Below are 25,694 nucleotides of genomic sequence, written 5' to 3' on the forward strand. Positions count from 1 at the left end.
CCACCGATGCGAGAGGACACCATGGAATTCGAAGGCCAGGTGGCGCTGGTGACCGGCGGCAGCCGGGGCATCGGCCGCGCGATCGCCCTGAAGCTGGCGGCGGCCGGCTGCGATATCGCGCTCAACTACCGCAGCGCGACGAGGGAGGCGGAGCAGGTCGCCGAGCGGATCGCCGGACTCGGCCGCCGAGTCGAGCTCTTCCAGGGGGACGTCTCTGACCCCGATGTGCCGCAGGCGGTCTTCACCGGCGTACGCGGCTCCTTCGGGCGGCTGGACGTACTCGTCAACAACGCCGGGATCACCCGCGACGAACTGCTGGTCAACCAGAGCCTGAAGGACATCGAGGAGGTGCTGGCCACCAACCTGGTGGCCCCGATGCTCACGGTGCAGGCGGCGGCGCCGCTGATGCTGCGCCGCCGCTACGGGCGGATCGTCAACATCTCCTCGTCCGCGGCCTCCAAGCCCGGCCGCGGCCAGTCCAACTACGCGGCGGCCAAGGGCGGGCTGGAGGCGTTCACCAAGGCGATGGCCGTGGAACTCGCCTCCCGCGGGATCCTGGTCAACGCCGTCGCCCCCGGCGTGATCAACACCGAGATGACCGACACCATCCGCAGCCACGGCGAGGAGGAGATCATGCGCCGGCTGCTGGTGAAGAGCTACGCCGAACCCGAGACGATCGCCGACGCCGTGGCGTACCTCGCGAGCCCCCGCAACACGTACACCACGGGCGAGGTACTCCACGTCGACGGCGGACTGAAGATGGCGTGAGGGAGCCGAAGATGAGCGACGTGAGCGAAGGCGACGTGAGTGAGGGCGGCGGGCGCACCGAGCGGCCGCGGCCCGGCGAACTGGCGGGCAAGGCGGCCGTGGTCACCGGCGCCGCCCAGGGCATCGGGCGGGAAGTGGCCCTGGTGCTGGCCGAGTCCGGCGCGGCCCGCCTGATCCTCCTCGACCGGGACGCCGAAGGACTGGAGACGGTCGTCAAGGAGGTCCGCGCGCTGGGCGCGGCCGCCGTGGCCGTCGCGGCCGACCTGCGCGAGCGCACGACGCTCCGCACCCGGCTGCGCGCCGAACTGCGGGCCGCCGGCCGGCTCGACATCCTCGTCAACAACGCCGGGGTGGCCGACGAGAACGGACCCGACGACGAGACCACCTGGCTGCGGGTGCTCGACATCAACCTCCACGGCACCTTCGCGGTCACCGCCACCTGCCTGGAGTACCTCGCCGACCAGGGCCGCATCGTCAATGTGTCCTCCATCCTCGGCAAGGCCGGAAAGATGCGGAACACCGCGTACTGCGCCTCCAAGCACGGCCTGATCGGCTACACCAAGGGCCTCGCCCTCGATCTCGCCGCCCGCGGCATCACGGTCAACGCCGTGCTGCCGGGCTGGGTCGACACCCCCATGCTCCGCCGCGAACTCGCCGCCCAGGCCGACGAGATCGGCGCGGACCCGGTAAGGATGCTGCGCCAGGCCCGCAAGGGCGTCCCGCTGCGCCGGCTGGTCGAGGCGCGGGAGGCCGCTGAGCTCGTCGGCTTCCTGGTGTCCGGCCGGGCGGCCGCGATCACGGCGCAGAGCCTGACCGTCGACGGGGGCTTCACCCGTGGCATGTAGTCCGTGGCTGCGCCGGCTGGCGCCGGGGGCGGCCGGCGCCGGCCGCGTGGTGTGCTTCCCGCACGCGGGCGGCGGCGCGGGCGCCTACCGGCCGCTGGCCAGGGCGCTGGCCGCCGCCGGGGGCGGCGCCCGCCCCGAGGTGCTGGCGGTGCGCTACCCGGGCCGCCACGACCGCGTCGCGGAGCGGCGGATCGAGGACCTCGCGGAGCTGGCGGCCGGGGTGTATCAGGCGCTGGCGCCGCTCACCGGCCGGCCGCTGACCCTGCTGGGACACAGCATGGGCGCCCTGGTGGGCTACGAGGTGGTCCGGCTGCTGGAGCACGCGGGGCAGGTCCCGGACCGGCTGGTCGTCTCCAGCGCCTGTGCCCCGTCCCGGGTGCGCGGCGGCACCGTCCACCTGCGGGACGACGCCGGCCTCATCGAGGAGATCCGCCGGACGCAGGGCACCGACCCCCGGCTGCTGGAGCACCCGGAGCTGCTGGCCATGGGCCTGCCCGTGGTGCGCGGTGACTACAAGGCCGTGGAGACCTACCGGCACCGCCCGGGCCCGCCGCTGCGCACGCCGGTCACCGCGCTGGTCGGCGACGCCGATCCGCTGGTCACCGTCGAGGACGCGGCCGCCTGGCGTGCGCACACCGCCGGGGAGTTCCGGCTGCGGATCTTCCGCGGCGGTGATCACTTCGTGCTGCGCGCGCACTGGTCGGAGGTGGCGGAGCACCTGACGGAGGCGGCGCGGCCGGCGGTGTCACACCGGCAGTGAGCGATGCGGCCAGCGGGCCCGGGCCTGCTCCTGGGAGCGCATCGTCGCCAGGGTCAGCAGGCCGCGCGTACGGCCCGTTTCCAGCAGGTCGGGGAGCGCGGGCAGTGGGGCGAGCGCCGCGATGTCGTCCAGGACGAGGGTGAGTGGTGGGTCGAGCCGACCGTCAGATGACCGTTCGGCCATGCGGCGGCCGTGCTCGACCACGCTGGAGAGGAGTGCGGTGAGCAGCGGCATCGCACCCGGGTCGGTACGCGGATCCTCGATGGGTTCGCCTACCACGTACAGCGTTCCCCCCTCATCGATGAATGATTCGAGAATGACCGAATCCGCTCGAAGTGGATTGCAGACGTCCCGGATGTGGAGGGAAGACAGGGCGGTCAGTGCCCGGCCGACCAACTCCGTCGCCAGCTCGCGGCGTTCGGTGTGCGCGGTGAGCACCGACTCCAGCTCACCGGCCTGGCCGCCGGACGCCTTCGGGCTGGTGCGCAGAATACGGACCGGCTCCTGGGCGCTGCCCGCGGCATGGGCCCAGCGGTGCAGCTGGCGGAACGGGCGGCCGTCGACCGCGGCGGCGTGCAGCCAGCAGCGCAGCAGGGTCTGGGCGGCGTCCGCGACCGCCGAGTCCAGCGCGCCGGACGGCCGTACGGGGGCGAGCAGGGCGGCGGCCCGGGCGGCGGCGGTGGCCAGGTCGTCACAGCCGGACGTGGGCGACCAGCGCAGCCGGGCCGGGGTGTCGAGGCGGTGCGTCGGATCGTAGGTCAGCAGCGGTCCGAGCTTGGCGCGGGCGTCCTTGGTCTCGGACCACAGCGCGGGATCGGTGGTGGCGACGATCAGCGGGCCCGGGGCGGCGGCGGCGGTGGCGACGGCCGCGGCGAGGACCGCGGCCCGGCCGGAGGTGGCGAACTGGACGCGGGGGAGGGTGGGTTCGGCGAGCCGGTCGGCGGCGGCCGGGGAGCCGGTGCGCTGCTCGGGGACCGGGCCCGTGGGGGCGGCGTGGTCGGCCGGGACGGCGGGGGCGTCCTCGGTGGGTGTGTCCTTTGTGGGCACGGACGGCGCGGCGGGTGCGGCCGCGCTCGCCCGCGCGGCGCGGGCCGCCGCCAGGGCCTCGCGGTCCTCCCTCTCCTGACGTGCGAGGTCCGGTCCCGGCCGCTCGGCCTCCCCGGCCGTGCGCGCGGCCGCGGCCTCCCGGGCCTTCGCCCGCCGCGCGGCTCGTACGGCGCGGTAGCGGGTGACGGTGCCCATCGTGAAGACGGCCAGGACCAGCAGCACCATCAGCTCGCCGATGAGGATGCCCCAGAACAGGCCGTAGCCGGAGAGCTGGCCCTTGGGGGTGGCGGGCCAGGCGGCGGCCATGTCGTGCGGCGCGGAGACGAGATGGCGCAGGGCGATGGGCGTTCCGGGGTAGGTCACGCCGTCGGGCCAGGCACCGTGCGCGAACAGGCCGGCCAGACCGGTCGCGGTCCACACCAGCACGGTCAGGCCCAGCAGGAAGGCCAGTAACCCGACCAGCAGGGAGTCCGGGACGCCGCGACCCCGGCCGCCGTGCGGATCGCGGTAGCCGCCGCGGCCGCCGCCTCGTTCGTCGTCGTATCCGCGCCTCACGCCACCGTCTCGCTCGACTCGTCTCTCCACCGGCGCTGCATCGCCATGGCCTCCGCGCGCGCCTCGGCCTCGGCGTCCGCCGCCGCCTCCAGGGCGCGCGCCTCGTCCGTCGGCATCGCGGACGCCTCGGTCATCGCCCGGTCGGTGAAGACCAGCGGGCGTTCGGCCTCGGTGATCAGGTGCTTGACGACCTGGACGTTGCCGTTGACGTCCCAGACCGCGATACCGGGGGTGAGGGTCGGAATGATCTCCACCGCCCAGCGCGGCAGGCCCAGCACCCGTCCGGTGGCCCGCGCCTCGTCCGCCTTCTGGGCGTAGATGGTCCGCGTCGAGGCCATCTTCAAGATGGCCGCGGCCTCCCGGGCGGCCGCCCCGTCCACCACGTCGGACAGATGGTGGACGACCGCGACGAACGACAGGCCCAGCCGGCGCCCGAACTTCAGCAGCCGCTGGAACAGCTGCGCCACGAACGGCGAGTTGATGATGTGCCAGGCCTCCTCGACCAGGAAGATGCGTTTCTTCCGGTCGGGCCGGATCCAGGTGTGCTCCAGCCAGACACCCACGATCGCCATCAGGATCGGCATCGCGATGGAGTTGCGGTCGATGTGCGAGAGGTCGAAGACGATCAGCGGCGAGTCCAGGTCGATGCCGGCCGACGTCGGCCCGTCGAACATCCCGCGCAGGTCGCCGTCGACGAGCCGGTCGAGCACCAGCGCCACGTCCAGGCCCCAGGCCCGCACGTCGTCTATGTCGACGTTCATCGCCTCGGCGGACTCCGCCTCCGGGTGCCGCAGCTGCTCGACGATGTCGGTCAGGACGGGCTGCCGGTCGGTGATGGTCTCGTTGACGTAGACGTGCGCGACCTTGAGGGCGAAGCCGGAGCGCTCGTCGAGTCCGTGGCCCATCGCGACCTCGATGATCGTGCGCAGCAGGGCCAGCTGGCCGGTGGTGGTGATCGACGGGTCGAGCGGGTTGAGGCGGATGCCGCCGTTGAGGGCGGCGGTCGGGTCCAGACGGATCGGGGTGATGCCCAGCTCCTCGGCGATGAGGTTCCACTCGCCGACGCCGTCCTCGCCCTGCGCGTCCAGGACGACGACCTGCCGGTCGCGGAACCTCAACTGCCGCAGGACATAGGTCTTCTCCAGTGCCGACTTGCCGTTGCCGGACTCGCCGAGCACCAGCCAGTGCGGCGCCGGCAGCTGCTGCCCGTACAGCCGGAACGGGTCGTAGATGTACCCCTTGCCGCTGTATACCTCGCGGCCGATGATCACGCCGGAGTCGCCGAGACCGGGGGCCGCGGTCGGCAGATACACCGCCTGGGCCTGGCCGGTGGAGGTGCGTACGGGCAGCCGGGTCGTCTCCACCTTCCCGAACAGGAAGCTGGTGAACGCGTCGGTGAGCGCTCCGAGCGGATCGTGCAGGGCCATGACGTACGCGCCTCCCAGCGGCTTAGCGGCGGATCCCGGTCGCGAACGGCAGGGTGTTGACGAACGCCCGGTGGTGCTCGCGGTCGCACCACTCCAGCTTGAGATAGGACTTGCCGGCCGAGGCGCGGATGGTGCGCTTGTCGCGGGCGAGCGCCTCGGGCGAGCGGGAGGAGACCGTGATGTAGCCGACGAGGTTGACGCCGGCCGCGCCGGACGCGAGGTCCTCACCGCGCTGGTCCACCCGCCCGTGGTGCGCCACGTCCCGCGGGTCGACCACCCGGTTCATCTTCGCCGCCCGGCTGGCCTCGGCGTCGTCGTTGGTCTTCTCCGTCAGCATCCGCTCGATGGCGACCTCGGTGGGCTCCAGGTCCATGCAGACCGCGACCGTCCGGATCACATCGGGGGTGTGCACCAGCAGCGGCGCGAGGAAGTTGACGCCCACCGGGGTCAGCGGCCACTCCTTGACCCAGGCGGTGGCGTGGCACCACGGCGCGCGGGTCGACGACTCCCGCGTCTTGGCCTGCAGATACGTCGGCTCCATCGCATCGAGCTCGGCCGGCCAGGCGTTGCGCTTGCTCATCGCCTGGATGTGGTCGATGGGGTGGTCCGGGTCGTACATCGAGTGCACCAGGGACGCGAGCCGGGCCTGGCCGAGGGGCTGGCGCACCCGGATGTCGGCCTCGGCGAGCCGGGCGCAGATGTCGGTCAGCTCACGGGCCATCACCACCGCGAGCCCGGCGTCCCGGTCGAGCTTCCGGCGCAGCAGTCCGCCCTGGTGCATCCGGGCCGCCCGCGCCATCGTCTGTGCCTCGGCGGCCAGTTCGCGGGTGTAGTGCATACAGGCGACGAGGTAGGCGCGGTGCTGCTCGGAGGAGGTGGAGACCATCGACTGCAGCTGGTCGTAGGAGTCCTGCAGCCAGCGTGGGGAGGCCTTGTCGCCGCGCTGGGCGACGTCCTTGGCGTGCGCGTCGGGGTCGGCCGGGAGCGTACGCGCCAGCATCTGCAGCCGGGTGACGAAGCCGTCCCCGTTGGCGACGTGCTTGAGCAGCGTCCCGAACCGGTCGACGAGGGCCTCCTGGTCCTCGCTGTCGCGCAGTCCGACGCCCGGCCCCTCGATCTCGATGGCGGCCGTCACCGTCTTGCGGTCGGCGTGCAGCAGGACGGCGATCTCGTCCGGGCCGAACGGCGCGGACAGCCAGTTGATCCGCCCGATCCCGGGCGGCGGGCCGACCTCGACCTCCCGGCCGTCGAGCCGTACGCCCGCCTCGGCGGCCCCGGAGCGGTAGACCGCGCCGCTGCGGACCGTACGGCGGAAGCTGCGCCGGATCTCGAACCACCTGTAGAACGTCCGGCCCTTGTACGGGACGTAGACGGCGGCCAGGCCCAGCATCGGGAAGCCCGTGAGCGTCATGATCCGCAGCGGCAGCATGGGCACCAGCAGCCCGCACATCATGCCGAGGAACGCGCCCGCGATGATCAGCGCGATCTCGCCGGTCTCGCGGTTCTTGCCGACGATGGCGTTGGGCCGGGCGCGGCCGATCAGATATGTGCGACGCGGCGCGATCGGGTGGGACTGCGTGCTCAACGCCCATCACCTCCTGCTGTCTTGCCGGTGCGGGCGTCACTGCCGGTCCGGGGGTTCGTACGGGGAGCGGGGGCGGCGGGGGACGCGCCGCCGCCGGAGCGGGAGCCGTGGGCGGCGACGCCACCGGAGACCGCGTCGGCCGGCCGGGACTGGCCGCCCGTCGCCTGGCCGCCGCCGTCCCCGCCGGAGCTGCGGGAGCTGTGCGTCTTGATGCCCTGGGACACCAGCGCGGCCGGCGAGCTGAGGACGGCCGCCGCGGCGTTCTCCGCACCCCGGCTCATCCGGTTGTTCCGCGACGCCGCGATCTCGTCGCCGAAACCGGGCACGAAGCGGTAGATCACGGCGCTGGCGAAGATGGCCAGCAGGATGATCGCGAGCCCGGAGACCACCGCGGAGATGGCGTTCGGCCCCTTGTCGGACGACAGCGCCCCGGCGACGCCCAGCACGATCACGATGACCGGTTTCACCATGATCACCGCGATCATGATGCCCGCCCAGCGGCGCACATGCCCCCACATGTTCTTGTCGACCAGCCCGGCGTAGACCACCGTCCCCAGCAGCGCCCCGACGTACAGCAGCGCGGCCCGGATCACCAGCTCCAGCCAGAGCACACCGGCGGCCAGCACGGAGACCAGCGACACCACGATCAGCATGATCGGGCCGCCGCCGATGTCGGTGCCCTTCGTGAGCGCCTGCGAGAACGACCCGAAGAAGGTGTCGGTCTGCGCCCCCGTCCCCTTCGCGATGATCTCGGTGACGCCGTCCGTCGCCGAGACGACCGTATAGAGGATCAGCGGGGTGAAGGCGGAGGCCAGCACCGTCAGCCAGAGGAACCCGATCGCCTCGCTGATCGCCTCCGTCAGCCGCACCCCGCGCACCGCCCGCTTGGCGACGGCCAGCAGCCACAGCACGAGCGTGAGCACGGTGGAGGCGGCGAAGACGACGGCGTACTGCCGCAGGAAGGCCGCGTTGGTGAAGTCCACCTGAGAGGTGGCGTGCACGGCGTCGGACAGCTTGTCGACGATCCACGCGGCGGCTTTGGCACAGCCTTTGGCGAGGGATTCGAGGGGGTCGAGGGGGTTGGCGTCGGTGAGCCCGCCGCCCGAACCGCCCGCGCCGCCACCGCCGCCGCCCGTGCTCCGCTGCTCGCAGAGCTCCTTGGCCTTGTCCGTGAGCAGATCGCAGGCACCGTCGGTCGGCTTCGGCGAGGGGGCGGCGAAGGCGCGGGTCGCCAGCAGCACGCCTGCCGCCTGCAGGCCGGTCAGCGCCGAGGTGACGGCGAGGGTCCGGCGTCGGTTGTTACCTCGCATATGTGAACCCTCCGAACCCTTGGACGGCCTGGGACATGTCCTTGGCGGTCGCGGCGGTCTGGTCGCCGCCGACCGGGGCCGGCCCGGCCTTCTGCGTGAAGCCGGCGACCTTCCAGTCACCGTCCACCCACTGCAGCTCCATCGTGGACGTGTACCAGCTCTCCGCGACCGGGGTCTGGGAGCCCTGCCCGGCGAGGCCGAACAACTGGGAGTACCAGACCGCGACCTTGGCGGTGGTGCCCTCGAACTTCTCGGTCTTCGTACCGGCCGGGTTCGCCCGGGAGACGAAGGTCATCCCGCTGGGCGTGCTGCCGTCCGGCTTGAGGCCGACCCGGCCGAGGAACTTCGGGTCCGTGTAGACCTTGCGCAGACTCTCCTTGCGGGCCGCGGCCGCGGAGGGGGTGTAGACGGCGTTGACGATCGCGTCCCGCCGGTCCGAGGTGTACATGCCGTCACTGGACAGCGCCACCACGTAGTTCGCCGCCGCCGACTGAGCCCCCTGCTCCGTCTTCGCGAAGCCCGAGGCGATCTGGCCGTTCTTGCCCGTGACCGGCTTGGTGCCGGTGGGGGCGGTGGGCCGGGCGGCGCCGGGGCCGGTGTCCTTGGGGGAGTCGCCGCCGGACTCGCTGTTGCCGCTTCCGTCGCGGTTGGCGAAGGCGATGGCCGCGAGCAGCAGGACGATCACGCCGACGATCGTGACGAGGTTGCGGCTGGACATACCGGCCCGGGGCCGCCGTCCCGAGCCGTACAGGTCTCCGTCGCCGCCGGGGAGTCTGGTCCGTGTCTGGCCCGTCTCGGGACCGCGGTGGCCGTCGCCGCCGTAGCCGCCGTCGTCACTGAGACTCATCGCGCCCGTGCCCCCTCTGCCGCCGCCGTGCGTGCCGTTGTCGTGCCGCCCTCATATGACCGTAGCCGCGCGGGCGGCGGCTCGGGCGCAGTGGTACGAGTACATCTCACCGTGACGGGTCCTCAGATGCGGTGCGGCGGAGGCGAATGGGGGACATGGGGGGACTCCGGGCTGTTTGTGGTCATCGCCTGCTCCGCGTGCGCCATCGCCGTCCGGAGCCGGTTGGCCCCGGATTCACCTGTCCCCGTGCGGTGGGTCGCCCAATCGGTCCGCTGGTGGCGGGGGTGGCGCGGGCGTGCGGCGGTCCGGGGTGAGGGGGCGTCAGCATGGGGCCTCGGCAGGGTGGGGGCGGCCGGTGGAGGCGAGTGGGGGCACGGGACGGCGGAGAGATGTCGGACGGGGGCGCACGGGAGGCGGCACGGGGACGGGCGCGTGCCCAGGGTGCGCGGGCGGTGCGGCGGCGGTGGCGGCCGCCGCGCGGTACGGCGGCGGCGCACCGGGCGCCGCGCCGCGGCCGGGCTAGACCGCCATGCCGTAGACGATCGTGAACAGCGTCCCGAGGGAGCCGATGATGAAGACGCCGGTCAGGCCGGCCACGATCAGGCCCTTGCCCTGCTCGGCGCTGAAGGTGTCGCGCAGCGCCGTGGCGCCGATGCGCTGTTTGGCGGCGCCCCAGATCGCGATGCCGAGGCACAGCAGGATCGCCACCGCCATGACCACTTCGACCATCACGCGGGCCTCGTTGCCCAGGCTGCCGAACGGGCCCCAGTCCGGGGCGATTCCGCCGATGATGGTGGTGATGTCGCCCTTTTCGGCCGCAAGGAACATGTGTGACATGTGCGCCATGTGTGAACTCACCGCCCTTTATGGGTAGTTGGTTGCCCTCGCCCGCGCCGGTTCGGAACGGGTCGGCTTCTATCTTCGCTGACGAAGGCGCCGTCAGAAATCGACTTGGCGCCTTTCTTTGGCGGATCCGATGCGAGCGACGTGTGCGGGTGGGCGCACGTCCTCCATTGAACCGACTGGTCTCACCGTGTGTATCACGGGCGGTAACCCTGAGCAATGATCATCGGGCCGGGGGTGCGCGCCGATCCGGGACGGGCTCTGGGCGGCTACTTCGGGGCGTGCGACATCGCGAAGATCATGACGAGGGCCACCAGGTGGATGGCGAAGAGGAAGTACGCCACGCGCCACCACAGGTGGCGGTTCATCTGCTTCTGGTCGTTCGGGTCCATGGCTCTCGTCCTGTTCCGGGTGCTGGGTGCAGTGTCGCTCATCCGGGGCGCCCCCGGGCGCCGCCGTGCGTGCGGTCACACCCGGGCCGGAGCGCCGCTGCGCCCCCCGTGTGACGCAACGCGCACCGAGCGGCCGGAAAAAGGCAGTGAACCGCCGCTGAATGGGGGAGGGTTGTGAGGTGCGGAAATTCTGGGTGGCCGGCGGGCTCGGGGCGGGGCTGGTGTTCTGCCTGCTCGGGCTGCTTGTGATCGGTACGTACACGGCGGCGGCCGGGCTGGTCGGCGGCCGGGCGGTCGGGCTGGCCAAGGGCGCGGTGCCGGCCGCGTATCAGTCGCTGGTGCAGAAGTGGGGCACGCTGTGCCCGGCGATAAGCCCCGCGCTGCTGGCGGCGCAGCTCTATCAGGAGAGCGGCTGGAACCCCAAGGCGCAGAGCCCGGCGGCCGCGCAGGGCATGGCGCAGTTCATCCCCGGCACGTGGCAGACGCACGGCATCGACGGCAACGGCGACGGCAAGCGGGACGTGTGGGACCCGGAGGACGCGATTCCGTCGGCCGCGTCGTACGACTGCGAGCTGGCCCGCTACGTCGACCGCGCGCCGGGCGACGACACCCACAACATGCTCGCCGCGTACAACGCGGGTGCGTACCGGGTGATCCAGTACAACGGGGTCCCGCCGTACCGCGAGACACAGAACTATGTGAAGACGATCACGACGCTGGCCAAGAGCTTCGAGGCGCCGGCCGGGCCGGTGGCGCCGTCGCGGCAGGCCGCGGGCGCCATCTACTTCGCGCAGGACCGGCTCGGTACGCGCTATCTGTGGGGCGGCAACGGGACGCCCGAGCAGGGCGGGCGGTTCGACTGCTCGGGGCTGACCAAGGCCGCGTACCACTCGGTGGGCATCGAGCTGCCGCGGGTGGCGAACGACCAGTGGAACGCCGGTCCGCACCCCAAGCGCGACGAGCTGCTCCCGGGGGACCTGGTGTTCTTCGCCTACGACCTGCACGATCCGCGGTCGATCCACCACGTGGGGATCTATGTGGGCGGCGGGTACATGATCAACGCGCCCTACACTGGTGCCGTGATCCGCTTCGACAAGATCGATACGCCGGACTACATCGGTGCGACCCGTGTCACCTCGGATGGCGCAAAAGCGCTCCCTCGTGCCAACGCTGCGTAAACATAAGGCCCTGAACTGCAGTGATGAGTCAAGCTTCGATAACGTCCTGGTGATCTTCCGGTGGAGAGTGGAACGGCCGGGGCGGGCATGGCGTTTCCTTTGCGTGGGGACGTAAGCGCGCTCGAAGCAGCACACGCTCGACGACCACGGGGGTTGGCAGCAACACGAAGGCGCTCGCGCGCGCGAAAGATAAGGGGCCGCGTTAGATGGCTGGACTCGCACTCGAGGGGCCGAACCCCGACGTCGACGTGCTCGACGGCATCAACGGCCTCGCGAAGGACGCCCCCCACTGGGTCAACAAGGCCATGGAGTTCATCGGCGAGTACGGCATCATCGCCGCCCTCGCGGTGCTGTGCCTGGTCGCCTGGTGGTCCGCGCGCCGCCGGCCCGGCGCCCCGTCCGCGGTCGCGGGCCTGGTGTGGGCGCCGCTGGCCGCCGGTATCGCGCTGCTGGCCAACATCCCGATCCGGGAGTTCGTCGAGCGGCCGCGGCCCTTCAAGGACCACGCCGGCCTGGAAGTGCTCATCCCCGGCAAGAGCGACTTCTCCTTCGTCAGCGACCACGCGACCCTCACGATGGCGGTCGGCGTCGGCCTGTTCGTCGCCCACCGCAAGTACGGCCTGATCGGCATCGCGCTGGCGCTCGCCGAGGGCTTCTGCCGCGTCTACATGGGCGTGCACTACCCGACCGACGTGGTCGGCGGCTTCGCGCTGGGCACCGCCGTCGCGCTGCTGCTCGCGCCGCTCGCCCAGGCGCTGCTGGTGCCGCTGACGACGGCCGTCGCCCGCTCCCCGCTGGCGTGGCTGGTGCGGGCGCCGGGCGGCGAGGCGGACGGGGACGCCGAGGGCAGCCGGGTGGTGGCCGCGGGATCGGGGCTGCCGAGCGGGCACAAGGAGCGGGACAAGGACCTGGCGGCCTGAGGGCCGCGGAGGAGAAAGACGAGCCTGGCGGATAGGGACGGCCCGGACCCTCACGGGGCCGGGCCGTCCGTATGTCCGGCGGCGGACGCCTCAGAGCGCCTGTGCGAAGGTGCTGAACAGCCGCTGCGGGTCGTAGGTCCGCTTGACCCGGTCCAGGCGCCCGGCGGCGGCGCCGTAGTAAGCGGACTTCCAGTCGGTCAGCCCGGGGTCGGTGTAGTTCTGGTACGCGGCGCCCGACGCATGGCGGCGCATCGCGTCATGGAACGAATTGAGCCACGCTGTGCGCGTACCGGGCGAGCCGTTCGCCGGCCAGGACGTCAAGTACTGGGCGAGGAACCGCGATCCGCGGTGCACGAACGCGGTGTCGGTGCGGCCGACGCGGTTGATCGCACCGCCCAGCGCCGTCAGCGCCACATTACCGCCGACGCCCTTGCGGCCGCCGCTCTCGATCTGGTCCATCAGGGTGCGGATGCCGGCCGCGGACAGTGAGCGGTCGAAGAAGTGCGAGCGCGCCGCGTAGGTCTCGCGGCCGAGCTGGCCGGCACCGGTCTGGCCGGGCAGCGAACCCGGTGTGTGGCACTGCGCGGTGGACTTCGACGAGCAGCCCGCGTAGGCCTCCATCGCGTCCAGATAGCCGATCGGGGTGAGGCGGACGGTGGCGGCGGGGCCGGGGCCTCCCGGCTGGTCGGCGAGCTTGTCGAGGGCGTTCTTCAGCTCGCCGTAGCCGCCCAGGGAGAAGGCCGCGACGGAGACCGCCGGGGTGCCCCCGGGCCGAGTGTCGAGATGGCAGGCGGACCAGATCTCGTCGGCCTGCACCGGACCCCACTTCTGCCAGGAGGCCACGACCTTCGCCGCCTTGGCCCACGGCCAGGTCAGATACGCCATCACCGCGCGCGGCGCCGGATGCGTACGGAAGCGGAGCTCGGTGACCACGCCGAAGTTGCCGTTGCCGGCGCCGCGCAGCGCCCAGAACAGGTCCGCGTGCTGGTCCTTGTCGCACGAGACGGTCTTGCCGTCGGCCGTGACGAGGGTCGCGCCGACCAGGCTGTCGCAGGTCAGACCGTAGGCGCGGGAGACCACGCCTTGGCCGCCGCCGAGGGTGAGACCGGATATCCCGACGGTGGGGCACGAGCCCCCGGGTATGGTCACGCCGTGCGCCGCCAGCCCCTGGTAGACGTCGATGAGCTTGGCTCCGGCGCCGATGCGGGTGATCCCGCCGGAGGGCGCGCCGACCTTGGACAGCGCGGAGACGTCGACGATGAGCCGGCCGTTGCCGCTGGAGTAGCCCGCGTAGGAGTGGCCGCCGCTGCGGATGGCGACCGGGGTGCCGTGGCGCCGCGCGAAGGCGAGGCACTCGGCGATGTCGGACGGGTGCTTGACGTACGCGATGGCCGACGGCTTGAGCGTGTCGTAACGGGTGTTGTAGAGGCGCCGGGCGGTCGCGTAGGCGGCGTCGGAGGCCTGTATCAGTCGCCCGTCCAGGCTCTTGCCGAGCGCGGTCCAGGAGGCCGGCGCGGCGCGGCCGGCGGCGGCCGCCGTCTGGGTCCGCGCGCCACCGGCGGCGGCCCCGTCGGCCGAGGTGGAGGACGTCGCGGCCGCCGCGCCGGTCTTGTTGTCGCAGCCGGTGGCGAAGGCGACCGAGGTCGCCGCCAGTCCGGTGCCGGCCTGTAGGAGTGTGCGCCGCTTCACTGGGATGAATCCCCCTCGATGTCTGCGGCCCGTCCCGGCGGCCGATGACGGCCGGTGGTCGCGGGGCTGCCGCGCCGTTGCTTCCCTCCACTAGGCAGATGCCGTAAGGGCGTTGGGGGTTCCCGCAACGGACGGAGTCATTCCACAGGGGGCAGGGGGCCGGACGCCCCGGCCTCGACCAGATGCCGCTCCGCGTCCGTACGCGCCTGGGAGCGGGCACGGCGGGCCGGCCCGCGCCAGCCGCAGGTGCAGCGGGCCGTGCAGAAGGAACCTCGCTCGGTGGTGGAGGTCGCGTGGTGGGCTCGGTCGGGCACCCGTCCACGCTACGCGCCCCGGCCGCCCTTGCGTGACGAGCCCCCTCAACGGTCGTTGAACGGGTCGGTCGACGGAACGTCAGAGGTGGCGTGGGCGGAACGTCCGACCCTCCCGAGCGGACCGGCCGGACCGGGCCGGTCCCGAAGACGGCGGCCGAGGGGGCTCGTACGCGATGGTGGTGCAGGACAGGCGAGGCGGGGCGGCCGCCGTGGCCGTGGTGTGCGGGACGGGTCTGGCGGTCGGGCTGCTGGCGACGGGCTGTTCCTCCGAGGGCGCCGCGGCCGACGACCAGCAGCCGCCCGGCCGGGCCGCCGGCGCCGAGGCCGCCGTCCGCGCCAGCGCCGACGCCCTGGTCCGGGCCCGCTCCGCCGCGGTCCGCACGGCCATGGAGACGGTCAGCGGCGGCACCCGCGTCGCCATCCGCGGCACCGGCGGCTACGACTTCACCACCAGCAGCGGGCAGCTGCGCGTCGTCCTGCCCGACCCCGCGGGCCGGCCCGGCGAGGGCCGCCAGCCGATCACGGAGATCCTCGCGCCCGGCGCGCTGTTCATGAAGAACCGCGGGGCGGGGGTGCCCGCCGACAAATGGGTGCGGGTGGACACCGGCACGCTGACCGACGGCAACCTGGTCACCGGCGGCGCCACCGATCCGCTGGCCGCCGCGGAGCTGCTGCGCGGCGCGCGGGACGTGACGTACCAGGGCCGGGAGCAGCTGGACGGCGTCGTGGTGCGGCACTACCGCGGCACGACGGACATCGGGACGGCCGCGCGGGCGGCCTCGCCGCGCTCCAGGCCGGCGCTGTTCGCCGCGGAGAAAGGGTTCACCACCGACGCGGTGCCGTTCGACGCGTATCTGGACGACGCCGGCCGGCTGCGCAAGGTGCGCCAGCGGTTCCGCTTCGCCAACGGCGCGCCCCAGGGGGCCTCGGTGACCTCCACGACGGAGCTGACCGGCTTCGGCGGCCGGGTCGCCGTCCGGCTGCCCGACCGGCGCGACATCTACGCGGGGAAGATCGCATCCGCCGCTCCCCAGGGCCGCCGGGGCACGTGACGAGGGCGGTTGCCCCGTGGCGGAAATGGTCCATCCGTGCCATGGGCGGAGCGGGCGGCCGTCCTTACGCTGGGCGGTAACCACTCAGAGGCGTGGGAAGGCGCGCGAAGGAGGAGGTGTCGTACGTGGCCGGACACCGCCATACGACGGTTCAGGACCACGTAGCCCTCGTCGAGATCGACCTGACCGGTGAGTTGATGATCGCGGCCGCGGCATCGAGCGAGGACCGGCTCAGCCCGGACCGTATCGACGAGGTACTGGACGTGGACGGGGACGGCCGCGAACCGCCGGGCGAGCCGGCTTGAAGAGGCGGGGAGCCCCCGGCCGCCGTCAGGTGCGCAGCATCCGCTCGATGGCCTTGGTCGCCTCCTGGACCTTGGCGTCGATGGCCTCGGGGCCCTTGACGGCGGCGTCGGCGACGCAGTGCCGCAGGTGCTCCTCCAGGAGCTGGAGCCCGAAGGACTGCAGGCCCTTCGTGCTCGCCGAGACCTGGGTGAGTATGTCGATGCAGTAGACATCCTCTTCGAGCATCCGCTGCAGTCCGCGGATCTGCCCCTCGATGCGGCGCAGTCGCTTGATGTGTGCGTCCTTCTGCTGTGCGTAGCCGTGGACGCCGGCCGCCGGGGGAGTCTCTGCGGTATCGGTCACGGTCCGGGGGGCGCCGTGGGGGTCGGGATCCGGCTTCGGAGCGGGGCGGGCCGCGGCGGCTGCGGCGCGGCCGTTGGCGTCGGCGTCCGTGGTCGTCATGGCCGTCTCCCGTGGTATCTAGGCGATCTATATACCCCTGGTGGGTATATGGTACCGAACTTTGCGGGCACCTGCGGTACCCCGTGCAGAGCATGCTGCCCGATGGGCGACACTGAGGGAATGCCGGTTAGCAGTGGCTGGATGATGCGCCTAGCATCAACCCGACCGAATCCCATGCACCCCGAGGATTTCACGTGCGCTTTCGTCTGACCCCCAGGGAGACGAGCTTCTACGACATGTTCGCCGCCTCCGCGGACAACATCGTCACGGGCTCCAAGCTCCTGATGGAACTGCTCGGGGCGGACGCCTCCGCACGGGCCGAGATCGCCGAACGGATGCGTGCGGCGGAGCACGCGGGAGATGACGCGACGCACGCGATCTTCCACCAGCTGAACTCCTCGTTCATCACGCCGTTCGACCGCGAGGACATCTACAACCTCGCCTCGTCGCTCGACGACATCATGGACTTCATGGAGGAGGCCGTCGATCTGGTCGTCCTCTACAAGGTCGAGGAACTGCCCAAGGGCATCGAGCAGCAGATCGAGGTGCTGGCGCGGGCGGCGGAGCTGACCGCCGAGGCGATGCCGAACCTGCGCACGATGTCGAACCTCACCGAGTACTGGATCGAGGTCAACCGTCTGGAGAACCAGGCCGACCAGATCCACCGCAAGCTGCTGGCGCACCTCTTCAACGGCAAGTACGACGCCATCGAGGTCCTCAAGCTCAAGCAGATCGTGGACATCCTCGAGGAGGCGGCCGACGCCTTCGAGCACGTCGCCAACACCGTCGAGACCATCGCGGTCAAGGAGTCCTGAGCCCCGGCCATGGACACCTTCGCGCTCGTCGTGACCATTGCGGTCGCGCTCGGATTCACCTATACCAACGGCTTCCACGACTCGGCGAACGCCATCGCGACCTCGGTCTCGACGCGGGCGCTGACCCCACGTGCCGCGCTGGCGATGGCCGCCGTGATGAACCTCGCGGGAGCCTTCCTCGGCAGCGGCGTCGCCAAGACGGTCAGTGAGGGGCTGATCTCCACTCCCCATGGCAGCAAGGGGATGGGCATCCTCTTCGCCGCGCTGATCGGCGCGGTGGTCTGGAACCTCGTCACCTGGTACTTCGGTCTGCCGTCGTCGTCCTCGCACGCCCTGTTCGGCGGCATGGTCGGCGCGGCGCTCGCGGGCGGTACCGAGGTGATCTGGACCGGGGTGATCGAGAAGGTCGTCCTGCCGATGTTCATCTCCCCCGTCATCGGCCTGGTGCTCGGCTATCTGGTGATGGTCGTCATCCTGTGGATGTTCCGGAAGGCCAATCCGCACAAGGCCAAGCGGGGCTTCCGTATAGCCCAGACGGTCTCGGCCGCGGGCATGGCCCTCGGCCACGGTCTGCAGGACGCCCAGAAGACCATGGGCGTCGTGGTGATGGCCCTGGTCATCGCCGACGTCGAGGACGCCAACGCGGCCATCCCGATCTGGGTCAAGCTGGCCTGCGCGATCACCCTCTCGCTCGGTACGTACGCGGGCGGCTGGCGGATCATGCGCACGCTCGGCCGCCGGATCATCGAGCTGGACCCGCCGCAGGGCTTCGCCGCGGAGACCACGGCCGCCTCGGTCATGTACACCGCGTCGTTCATGTTCCACGCGCCGATCTCCACGACCCATGTCATCACCTCCGCGATCATGGGTGTGGGCTCGACCAAGGGCTCGCGCGCGGTGCGCTGGGGCGTCGCCAAGAACATCGTGATGGGCTGGTTCATCACCATGCCCGCGGCCGCGCTGGTCGCGGCGATGGCGTACTGGCTGGTCCAGCTGGCGTTCGGCTGACCTGCCCGGCGCCACGGCGCCGGACGAAAGCAGTGGGCCCGCCCCCCGGGAAGGAGGGGCGGGCCCTTCGTCTTGCGGTGGCACCGCCATGCAGCACCGCAGGACGCTCAGGGGGGCGTCGGCCGGGCGGGGCCTAGCCGAAGCGGCCGGAGATGTAGTCCTCCGTGGCCTGGACCGAGGGGTTGGAGAAGATCCGCTCGGTCTCGTCGATCTCGATCAGCTTGCCGGGCTGCCCGACGGCCGCGAGGTTGAAGAACGCCGTACGGTCCGAGACACGGGCCGCCTGCTGCATGTTGTGCGTCACGATGACGATCGTGAAGCGCTCCTTCAGCTCGCCGATCAGGTCCTCGATGGCGAGGGTGGAGATCGGGTCGAGGGCCGAGCACGGCTCGTCCATCAGCAGCACCTGCGGCTCGACGGCTATCGCGCGGGCGATGCACAGCCGCTGCTGCTGGCCGCCGGACAGGCCCGAGCCGGGCTTGTTCAGGCGGTCCTTGACCTCGTTCCAGAGGTTGGCGCCCTTGAGGGACTTCTCGACGGTGTCCTTCAGCTCGCTCTTCTTGTGCGAGCCGTTCAGCCGCAGGCCGGCCGCGACGTTGTCGAAGATCGACATCGTGGGGAACGGGTTGGGGCGCTGGAAGACCATGCCGACGGTGCGGCGGACGGCGACCGGGTCGACCCCGGGGCCGTAGAGGTTCTCGTCGTCCAGCAGCACCTTGCCCTCGACGCGGCCGCCGGGGGTGACCTCGTGCATGCGGTTCAGGGTGCGCAGGAAGGTGGACTTGCCGCAGCCGGAGGGGCCGATGAAGGCCGTCACCGAGCGCGGCTCGACCGTCATCGAGATGTCGTCGATGGCCTTGTGGCTGCCGTAGAACGCGGAGAGGCCGCTGACGTCGATTCGCTTGGCCATGGGATCACTGCTTCTTTCGGTGCTTCAGAGGGTCGCTGGTCGGCCCCGCTCCAAGGAGCGGAGAGTGTCGCGTTAGCGACCGGTCTTGGGGGCCTTCCAGCGGGCGATACCGCGGGCCACCAGGTTGAGGATCATGACGAAGGCGATGAGGACCAGTGCCGCCGCCCAGGCGCGGTCGTAGGAGGCCTCGGAACCCTGCTGCCACTGCTGGAAAACGTAGAGCGGAAGCGACTGCTGGGCATCTTCGAAGGGGTTGTTGTTGATCGTCTTCGCGCCCCACACCAGGAGCAGCACGGGCGCGGTCTCACCGGCGATACGGGCGATGGCGAGCATCACGCCGGTGGTGATACCGCCGATCGACGTCGGCAGCACGACCTTGAGGATGGTGCGCCACTTGGGCACGCCCAGCGCCAGGGAGGCCTCGCGCAGCTCGTTCGGGACGAGCTTGAGCATCTCCTCGGTGGAGCGGACCACGACCGGCATCATCAGGATCGCCAGGGCCATCGCGCCGGCGAAGCCGGACGGGCCGAAGCCGAGGATCAGGATCCACACGGAGAGGATGAACAGGCCGGCCACGATCGACGGGATGCCGGTCATCACGTCGACGAAGAAGGTGACGGCCTTGGCGAGCCGGCCGCGGCCGTACTCGACGAGGTAGATCGCGGTGAGCAGACCGATCGGCGCGGCGATCAGGGTGGCCAGGCCGACCTGCTCCAGGGTGCCGATGATCGCGTGGTAGATACCGCCGCCGGGCATCGCGTCGGGCAGGGTGCCCATCGAGTGCGACAGGAAGTAGCCGTCCAGGACCTTGATGCCGCGGGCGACGGTCTCCCACAGCAGGGAGGCGAGCGGGACGACGGCGAGCAGGAAGGCGCCCCAGACCAGGCTGGTGGCCAGCCGGTCCTTGGCCTGCCGGGCGCCCTCGACGCCCGCGGCCAGCGCGAACGTGCCGAAGACGAACAGCAGGGCGGCGATCAGGCCCCACTGGATCGCGCTGTCCAGGCCGGCGGCCAGGCCGATGCCGCAGCCGGCGCCGGCCGCGACCAGCGCGAGGACCGGCGGGGCCCAGCGGGGCAGCCGGGGGTGCTTGAGGGAGACCGGGAGCGGAGTGCCGCCGTTGGAGACCGCGACGCGGTCGGTGGTGATACTCATGCTGCGGCTCCCGAGTACTCCTTGCGGCGGGCGATGATCAGGCGGGCCGCGCCGTTGACGAGGAGCGTGATCACGAAGAGGACGAGGCCGGAGGCGATCAGGGCGTCCTGGCCGAATTCGTCGGCCTCGCTGAACTTGCTGGCGATGTTCTGGGCGAAGGTGCCGCCGCCCGGGTCCAGCAGGCTGGTGTTGATCAGGAAGCTGGGGGACAGGACCGTGGCGACGGCCATCGTCTCGCCGAGCGCGCGGCCCAGGCCCAGCATGGAGGCGCTGATGACGCCGGAGCGGCCGAAGGGGAGCACCGACATGCGGATGACCTCCCAGCGGGTGGCGCCGAGCGCCAGCGCGGCCTCCTCGTGCATCCGCGGGACCTGGAGGAAGACCTCGCGGCTGACGCTGGTCACGATCGGCAGGATCATGATCGCGAGCAGGATGCCGACGGTGAACAGGGAGCGGGCCGCCCCGCCGCCGTACTCGAAGATGCCGGTCCAGCCGAGGTAGTCGTCCAGCCAGCCGTAGAAGCCGCCCAGGTGGGGGACGAGGAAGAGCGCGCCCCACAGGCCGTAGATGATGCTGGGCACCGCGGCGAGCAGGTCGATGACGTAGCCGAGCGGCGAGGCCAGCCTGCGCGGGGCGTAGTGCGAGATGAACAGCGCGATGCCGACCGCGACCGGGACCGCGAGGAGCATCGCGACGACCGAGCTGACGAGGGTGCCGAAGGCGAGCACCGCGATGCCGAACTTGGGCTCGGTGCCGGTGGCGTTCCAGTCCAGCGTGGTGAAGAAGTTGGCCTTGTCGCCGGAGATGGCGAGCACGGACCGGTAGGTGAGGAAGCCCGCGATGGCGGCCATGATCACCAGGAGGGCGATTCCGGAGCCCCGGGAGAGCCCGAGGAAGATCCGGTCACCGGGACGGACCGCCTTGCCGGACACGGCGGAGCCGTCGGCCCGTGGCGCGGGCGGGTTGTCGGTTATCGAGGAGGGTGTGTTCATGGGTTCTCCGGTCTGCGGAGCCCGGTGGGGGCTCCTGGCGCGGCGGTGCACCGGACGGGCGGCGGCCCGAAAGGGGCCCTTGTGAGGGGGCCCCTTCGGCCGTACGGCGGCTGTCTGGGCCGCCGCCCGGTAGGTCAGGAGATCTTGGCGACGGTCGCGCGGACCTTGTCGGCGATCTCGGTGGGCAGCGGGGCGTAGCCGAGCTCCTTGAGGGCGGCCTGGCCGTCCTTGCTGGAGACGTAGGTCAGGAAGGACTTGGTGGCCGGCAGGGTCTCGGCCTTGTTGCCCTTGTCGCAGGCGATCTCGTACGTCACCAGGGTGATCGGGTAGGCGCCGTCGGCCTTGGTGGTGTAGTTGAGCTGCAGGGCCAGGTCATCGCCCTTGCCGACCTGCTTGGCCTCGGAGATGGCCTTCGAGGCGTTGTCGACGGTGGCCTCGACCGGCTCCTTGGCGCCGGTGTTCAGCTTGACCGTCGGGATCTTGCTGGAGGTCGCGTAGGACAGCTCGAAGTAGGAGATCGCGCCGCTGGTCTGCTTGACCTGCGAGGAGACGCCGGCCGAGCCGGACGCCGCCTGGCCGCCCTCGCCCTCCCACTTCTTGGCCGGCTCGTGCTTCCAGCCGCCGGCGGCCTTGAGGTACTTGGTGAAGTTGTCGGTGGTGCCCGAGTCGTCGGAGCGGTGGAACGCCTGGACCTTGAGGTCCGGCAGCTTGGCGTCCGGGTTCAGCTTCTGGATCGCCTTGTCGTTCCACTTGGTGATCTCGGAGTTGAAGATCTTCGACAGGGTCGGGGCGTCCAGCACGAGGTCGTCCACGCCGGGGACGTTGTAGCCGACCGCGATCGGGCCGCCGACCATCGGCAGGTCGATGGCCTGGCCGCCCTTGCAGACCTGCTTGGACTTGGTGACCTCTTCGGGCTTGAGGGCCGAGTCGGAGCCCGCGAAGGCGGTCTGGCCCTGCAGGAAGGTGGTGACGCCGGCGCCGGAGCCCGTCGGCTGGTAGTTGATCTCGGTGTCCTTGCAGGCGCCGGAGTAGTTCTGCACCCAGGCGTCCATGGCGTTCTTCTGCGCGGAGGAGCCGGAGGCGAGCAGCTTGCCCTTGCCCTCACACTTGATGTTCGAGGCCTTGGCGGCACCGCCGCCACCGTTGCCGCCGGTGGTGTCGTCGGAGCCGCACGCGGTCAGGGCCAGGGCACCGGAGACGGCGAGAGCGCCAACGGCGAGGGCGCGAACCCGGTTCTTGCGCTGAAGCTTCACAGTCGGGAATTCCTTCCTGGGGCGCGCCGCTTCTCCGGCGTGCGAGGTGGTGTGCGTGGTGTGTGGTGTCCGCCGTGGGGGTGCGGTGTCAGCTAGCCGTGCCGCGCACGCCGATCAGGCATGACGCGCACTCGGTACGGCCGAAATTAGGCAGATCAGGTGAAGCAGCCGATGGGCGCGAGTGAACGCAAGGTGAACCTCGGCCATCGGCTGGGTGCGGGGGAAGAAGTGTTCGCCCACTCGTACTAAAGGGCCCGTCGCTCTGTTGAATTACTGGTGGGTATGGCAGCATCCGCGCCGGAGGACCACGCGAATCGGTGCGGAACGACCGGAGGTGGCTGGTGGGACGCCAGGGGGCAAAGCGGGGCGTTCGGGATGTATGGGAACTAGAGGGTGAACAGGGCGCAGGCGACGTAAGAGGCAGGCGCGGCGCCCGGGGCGGCCGGCTGATGGCGTGCACGGCCGTCGTCCTGTGCGTGACGGGCCTGCTCGGCACCGCGGCCACCACCGCGTACGCCGACGACCCCAAACCCGACGCTACGACCGAGCCCGACGCCCGGCACCTCGACGAGGTACGCCAGAAGATCGACGCCCTCTACCGCAAGGCCGAGCGGGCCACCGATGCCTACAACGCGGCCAAGGAGCAGGTCGAGCTCCAGCAGAAGGAGATCGTCAAGCTGGCCCGCGGCATCGACGGCACCCAGCGCAAGCTGGCCGCCCTCAAGCGCCAGGCGGGCGCGCTGGCCAGCGCCCAGTACCGCGGCGGCGGGCTGCCCGCCGAGGCGAAGCTGATGCTCAACACCGACCCCGAGGCCTTTCTCGACAATGTCACCCTGGCCCGCAAGGGACAGCTCGCCGCCAAGCGCGTGATCGGTGAACTCACCCGCCTCGAAGGCGACTTGAAGAAGTATTCGGACTCCGCCACCGATCGCTGGGCGCAGCTGGAGGCGAACCGCAAGAAGAAGGAAAGCGCCCAGCGGGACATCAAGAAAAAAATCGAAGCGGCAAAGAAGCTGGAATCCCGGCTGGCCGCCAAGGAAAAGGACTGGCTGCGGAAACTGGAGGACGAGCGGGCCTTCAAGGAGCAGCAGAAGTGGCTCGACTCGGGTGTTCTCGACGACATCGGCAACAAAGCGTCCGCCTCGGGCAAGAAGGCGATTTCGTACGCCACCGCGCAGATCGGCAAGGATTATGTGTGGGGCGCGGAGGGGCCGGACACCTTCGACTGCTCCGGGCTGACCCTGCGGGCCTGGGAGCGCGGCGGCCGGACGATTCCGCGGACCTCGCAGGAGCAGTGGCGGCAGCTGCCGCGCGTCGCGCTGCGGGACATGCGCCCCGGTGACTTGATCATTTACTTCTCGGACGCCAGCCATGTAGGGATGTACCTCGGGGACGGCGCTATCGTGCACGCACCGCGCCCCGGCCGCCAGGTGACGGTCACCGGCGCCGGATCGATGCCGATCCTCGGGGTGGTCCGCCCCGATCGTGACGGCGGACACCATGACGGGGATCGCGGGCACGATAAATGACCGGAATGTTTCCTCTCTGAGGGTTGTCGCGGTGTAGCTGAATGCACTCAAGCGGGGTGATATTCGTCATTCCGCATTCCGGCTTCCGCAGGTCAAATGCCTTATCGGACGCGGCATATGACAATGGCCGATTGCCGTCGGCCATTCCCTCTTCCTCCACGCTGCCGCTATGGTCGCCTCTCAGTGCCGGTGCGCGCCCCGCTCGGAAGACCGACGGGGGGATGCGGAGCCGGGCACGGTGGTGCGCCGGTCGGCGCTCACCGGACCCCCCTCGGGGGAGGGAAGGAAGCAGACCGATGCCCGTACCCGTACCGCACCAGCGGACGGTCGTGCTGCCGCACCAGGCAGGACCGGTGAACGACGCCTGCGCGGATACCGCGCGGGCGGCCGGCGCGCCGGGCGCGGGGTACGCGACGGACCAGGACGTGCGCGTCCCGGAACCCGCCGCCGGCCAGTGGAGCGCCCACGCGGCCCCGCAGGGCCTCCAGGAGCCCGAGGAGCCGCTTATGGAAGAACGGCGACTTTCGGCCGAGCACGGGACGACCCAGCAGGGCCTGACCCTGCTCCTCATCGGCGAGGACCCCAACAGCCACCTCCCCGAGATGTCGGACTGGGCGGGCCGCCGGGTGCGCCTGCGCACCGCCCGCAACCTCACCGAGGCCGAGCGGCTGCTCACCGACGACGTGCACTGCATCCTGCTCGACCTGCCCCCGGCGGAGCGCCGTGACCGCACCGAACGCGACGGCGGCCCGGACGGCACCCCCGGCCCCCAGCTGGGCATGCTGCACGACGTCCTGCGGATGGCGCCCTCGCACGCCGTCCTCGTCCTGACCTACGAGACGGACGCCGAGCGCGCCGCCGACGCCGTACGCGTCGGCGCCCAGGACTACCTCTTCCGCGACGAGCTGGACGGCGCGGTGCTCAGCCGTGCCGTGCGCTACGCCGTCGAACGCAAGCGCGCCGACCTCGCACAGCGCCAGCTCACCGAGTCGCGGATGCTCGCCCAGGAGAACGCCCGCCTGGAGCGCGGCCTGCTGCCCACGCCGCTGCTCGACGGCTCCGACCTGCGCTTCGCGGCCTGCTACCGCCCCGGCCGCAGCCGCGCGCTGCTCGGCGGCGACTTCTACGACACGGTCCGCACCCCCGACGGCACCGTCCACGCGATGATCGGCGACGTCTGCGGCCACGGCCCCGACGAGGCCGCCCTCGGCGTCGAGCTGCGCATCGCCTGGCGCGCCCTGACCTTCGCCGGGCTGTCCGGCGACGAACTGCTGGCCACCCTCCAGAAGGTCCTGGAGCACGAGCGCTCCGACGACGAGATCTTCGCCACGCTCTGCACCGTCGACATCTCCGCCGACGGCCACTACGCCGGCCTCTCCCTGGCCGGCCACCCGGCCCCCCTGCTGGCCCGCGCCGGCGAGCTGCCGCAGCTGCTGCCGTACGAATGCGGCGGCCCGGCGCTCGGCCTGCTGCCGCAGGCCCGCTGGCCGCGCCGGCAGGTAGAGCTGGGCGGCTCCTGGAGCCTGATGATGTACACCGACGGCCTGATCGAGGGCCGGATCGGCGAGGGCAACCGGCGCCTGGGCCAGGAGGGCATGACCGAACTGGTCAGCCGGCAGATGGCACACGGCCTCACGGGCGAGGGCCTGCTCGACGCCACGGTCCGCGAGGTACGCGACCTCAACGGCGGCGAGCTGACCGACGACGTGGCCGTCCTGCTGCTGGACCGCTAGATCCCGGCAGGGGTGACGCGACC

Annotated in this window: 25 protein-coding genes; 11 read left to right on the forward strand and 14 right to left on the reverse strand. The window is 71.3% G+C overall.

Annotated features, from left to right (window positions below; all coding sequences use genetic code 11):
* Nucleotides 1-6 precede the first annotated feature (6 nt).
* The 3 genes from WAB15_RS23930 to WAB15_RS23940 are packed head-to-tail and all read left to right on the forward strand — an operon-like array spanning nucleotide 7 to nucleotide 2,373.
* On the forward strand, nucleotides 7-768 hold the full coding sequence (locus WAB15_RS23930; RefSeq protein ID WP_407287499.1) for a 3-oxoacyl-ACP reductase family protein: 762 nt from the start codon (nucleotides 7-9) through the stop codon (nucleotides 766-768).
* An 11-nt stretch (nucleotides 769-779) separates the two neighbouring features.
* A complete protein-coding gene (locus WAB15_RS23935) occupies nucleotides 780-1,613 on the forward strand; it encodes an SDR family NAD(P)-dependent oxidoreductase (protein ID WP_399148761.1) in 834 nt (277 codons plus the stop codon).
* On the forward strand, nucleotides 1,603-2,373 hold the full coding sequence (locus WAB15_RS23940) for a thioesterase II family protein (protein ID WP_407287500.1): 771 nt from the start codon (nucleotides 1,603-1,605) through the stop codon (nucleotides 2,371-2,373). The genes WAB15_RS23935 and WAB15_RS23940 overlap by 11 nt, the downstream gene beginning before the upstream one ends.
* Here the strand turns inward: WAB15_RS23940 and WAB15_RS23945 are convergent.
* The 7 genes from WAB15_RS23945 to WAB15_RS23975 form a co-directional block, all read right to left on the reverse strand.
* Nucleotides 2,359-3,975: a TraM recognition domain-containing protein gene (locus WAB15_RS23945; protein ID WP_407287501.1), complete on the reverse strand. Its 1,617-nt coding sequence runs from the start codon at nucleotides 3,973-3,975 to the stop codon at nucleotides 2,359-2,361. The genes WAB15_RS23940 and WAB15_RS23945 overlap by 15 nt on opposite strands.
* A complete protein-coding gene (locus WAB15_RS23950) occupies nucleotides 3,972-5,402 on the reverse strand; it encodes an ATP-binding protein (RefSeq protein ID WP_399148758.1) in 1,431 nt (476 codons plus the stop codon). The genes WAB15_RS23945 and WAB15_RS23950 overlap by 4 nt, the downstream gene beginning before the upstream one ends.
* 22 nt (nucleotides 5,403-5,424) lie before the next feature.
* Complete coding sequence (locus WAB15_RS23955) at nucleotides 5,425-6,987, reverse strand: SCO6880 family protein (RefSeq protein WP_399148757.1); 1,563 nt, start codon at nucleotides 6,985-6,987, stop codon at nucleotides 5,425-5,427.
* On the reverse strand, nucleotides 6,984-8,297 hold the full coding sequence (locus WAB15_RS23960) for a hypothetical protein (RefSeq protein WP_407287502.1): 1,314 nt from the start codon (nucleotides 8,295-8,297) through the stop codon (nucleotides 6,984-6,986). The genes WAB15_RS23955 and WAB15_RS23960 overlap by 4 nt, the downstream gene beginning before the upstream one ends.
* Entirely contained in the window at nucleotides 8,287-9,144 is an 858-nt protein-coding gene (locus WAB15_RS23965) for a hypothetical protein (protein WP_407287503.1), read from the reverse strand. Before WAB15_RS23965 ends, WAB15_RS23960 begins: the two co-directional genes overlap by 11 nt.
* A 519-nt stretch (nucleotides 9,145-9,663) precedes the next feature.
* The gene (locus tag WAB15_RS23970) at nucleotides 9,664-9,972 is read right to left on the reverse strand and encodes a hypothetical protein (RefSeq protein WP_046930918.1); all 309 of its coding nucleotides are present in this window, start codon (nucleotides 9,970-9,972) and stop codon (nucleotides 9,664-9,666) included.
* 284 nt (nucleotides 9,973-10,256) lie between these two features.
* A complete protein-coding gene (locus WAB15_RS23975) occupies nucleotides 10,257-10,379 on the reverse strand; it encodes a hypothetical protein (protein WP_399148754.1) in 123 nt (40 codons plus the stop codon).
* Nucleotides 10,380-10,558: 179 nt separating this feature from the next.
* Here WAB15_RS23975 and WAB15_RS23980 point away from each other — a divergent pair, with 179 nt between their 5' ends.
* Nucleotides 10,559-11,557 (forward strand): NlpC/P60 family protein, encoded by a 999-nt coding sequence (locus WAB15_RS23980; protein ID WP_399148753.1) that lies wholly within the window; start codon nucleotides 10,559-10,561, stop codon nucleotides 11,555-11,557.
* Between the two features lie 206 nt (nucleotides 11,558-11,763).
* Nucleotides 11,764-12,477: a phosphatase PAP2 family protein gene (locus tag WAB15_RS23985; RefSeq protein ID WP_399148752.1), complete on the forward strand. Its 714-nt coding sequence runs from the start codon at nucleotides 11,764-11,766 to the stop codon at nucleotides 12,475-12,477.
* Between the two features lie 90 nt (nucleotides 12,478-12,567).
* On the opposite strand, the gene WAB15_RS23990 is transcribed toward WAB15_RS23985, so the two are convergent.
* The gene (locus WAB15_RS23990) at nucleotides 12,568-14,166 is read right to left on the reverse strand and encodes an FAD-binding oxidoreductase (RefSeq protein WP_407287504.1); all 1,599 of its coding nucleotides are present in this window, start codon (nucleotides 14,164-14,166) and stop codon (nucleotides 12,568-12,570) included.
* 137 nt (nucleotides 14,167-14,303) lie between these two features.
* Nucleotides 14,304-14,480 carry a hypothetical protein gene (locus tag WAB15_RS23995; protein WP_399148750.1) on the reverse strand — a complete coding sequence of 59 codons (177 nt, stop codon included), beginning with the start codon at nucleotides 14,478-14,480 and terminating at the stop codon, nucleotides 14,304-14,306.
* A 173-nt stretch (nucleotides 14,481-14,653) separates the two neighbouring features.
* Here WAB15_RS23995 and WAB15_RS24000 point away from each other — a divergent pair, with 173 nt between their 5' ends.
* Nucleotides 14,654-15,532 carry a hypothetical protein gene (locus WAB15_RS24000; RefSeq protein WP_407287505.1) on the forward strand — a complete coding sequence of 293 codons (879 nt, stop codon included), beginning with the start codon at nucleotides 14,654-14,656 and terminating at the stop codon, nucleotides 15,530-15,532.
* A 116-nt stretch (nucleotides 15,533-15,648) separates the two neighbouring features.
* Nucleotides 15,649-15,837, forward strand: coding sequence for a hypothetical protein (locus WAB15_RS24005; protein WP_407289283.1), 189 nt, complete (start codon nucleotides 15,649-15,651; stop codon nucleotides 15,835-15,837).
* A 25-nt stretch (nucleotides 15,838-15,862) separates the two neighbouring features.
* On the opposite strand, the gene WAB15_RS24010 is transcribed toward WAB15_RS24005, so the two are convergent.
* Nucleotides 15,863-16,279, reverse strand: coding sequence for a metal-sensitive transcriptional regulator (locus tag WAB15_RS24010; protein WP_399148748.1), 417 nt, complete (start codon nucleotides 16,277-16,279; stop codon nucleotides 15,863-15,865).
* 194 nt (nucleotides 16,280-16,473) lie between these two features.
* Here WAB15_RS24010 and WAB15_RS24015 point away from each other — a divergent pair, with 194 nt between their 5' ends.
* Nucleotides 16,474-17,094 (forward strand): DUF47 family protein, encoded by a 621-nt coding sequence (locus WAB15_RS24015; protein WP_361329612.1) that lies wholly within the window; start codon nucleotides 16,474-16,476, stop codon nucleotides 17,092-17,094.
* Between the two features lie 9 nt (nucleotides 17,095-17,103).
* Complete coding sequence (locus WAB15_RS24020) at nucleotides 17,104-18,102, forward strand: anion permease (protein WP_399148747.1); 999 nt, start codon at nucleotides 17,104-17,106, stop codon at nucleotides 18,100-18,102.
* 133 nt (nucleotides 18,103-18,235) lie between these two features.
* On the opposite strand, the gene pstB is transcribed toward WAB15_RS24020, so the two are convergent.
* The 4 genes from pstB to pstS form a co-directional block, all read right to left on the reverse strand.
* Nucleotides 18,236-19,012, reverse strand: a complete 777-nt coding sequence (gene pstB, locus WAB15_RS24025; RefSeq protein ID WP_399148746.1) for a phosphate ABC transporter ATP-binding protein PstB — start codon at nucleotides 19,010-19,012, stop codon at nucleotides 18,236-18,238.
* A 72-nt stretch (nucleotides 19,013-19,084) separates the two neighbouring features.
* A complete protein-coding gene (gene pstA, locus WAB15_RS24030) occupies nucleotides 19,085-20,164 on the reverse strand; it encodes a phosphate ABC transporter permease PstA (RefSeq protein WP_399148745.1) in 1,080 nt (359 codons plus the stop codon).
* Nucleotides 20,161-21,156 (reverse strand): phosphate ABC transporter permease subunit PstC, encoded by a 996-nt coding sequence (gene pstC, locus WAB15_RS24035; protein WP_399148744.1) that lies wholly within the window; start codon nucleotides 21,154-21,156, stop codon nucleotides 20,161-20,163. Before pstC ends, pstA begins: the two co-directional genes overlap by 4 nt.
* 134 nt (nucleotides 21,157-21,290) lie before the next feature.
* Complete coding sequence (gene pstS / locus WAB15_RS24040) at nucleotides 21,291-22,409, reverse strand: phosphate ABC transporter substrate-binding protein PstS (RefSeq protein WP_399148743.1); 1,119 nt, start codon at nucleotides 22,407-22,409, stop codon at nucleotides 21,291-21,293.
* Nucleotides 22,410-22,858: 449 nt separating this feature from the next.
* Between pstS and WAB15_RS24045 the strand changes: the two genes are divergently transcribed.
* Nucleotides 22,859-23,938, forward strand: a complete 1,080-nt coding sequence (locus WAB15_RS24045) for an NlpC/P60 family protein (RefSeq protein WP_407287506.1) — start codon at nucleotides 22,859-22,861, stop codon at nucleotides 23,936-23,938.
* Nucleotides 23,939-24,234: 296 nt separating this feature from the next.
* Nucleotides 24,235-25,671, forward strand: a complete 1,437-nt coding sequence (locus WAB15_RS24050) for a PP2C family protein-serine/threonine phosphatase (protein WP_399148741.1) — start codon at nucleotides 24,235-24,237, stop codon at nucleotides 25,669-25,671.
* Nucleotides 25,672-25,694: the final 23 nt, after the last annotated feature.

This window comes from Streptomyces sirii (genome assembly GCF_045690365.1).
GTDB lineage: Bacteria > Actinomycetota > Actinomycetes > Streptomycetales > Streptomycetaceae > Streptomyces > Streptomyces sirii.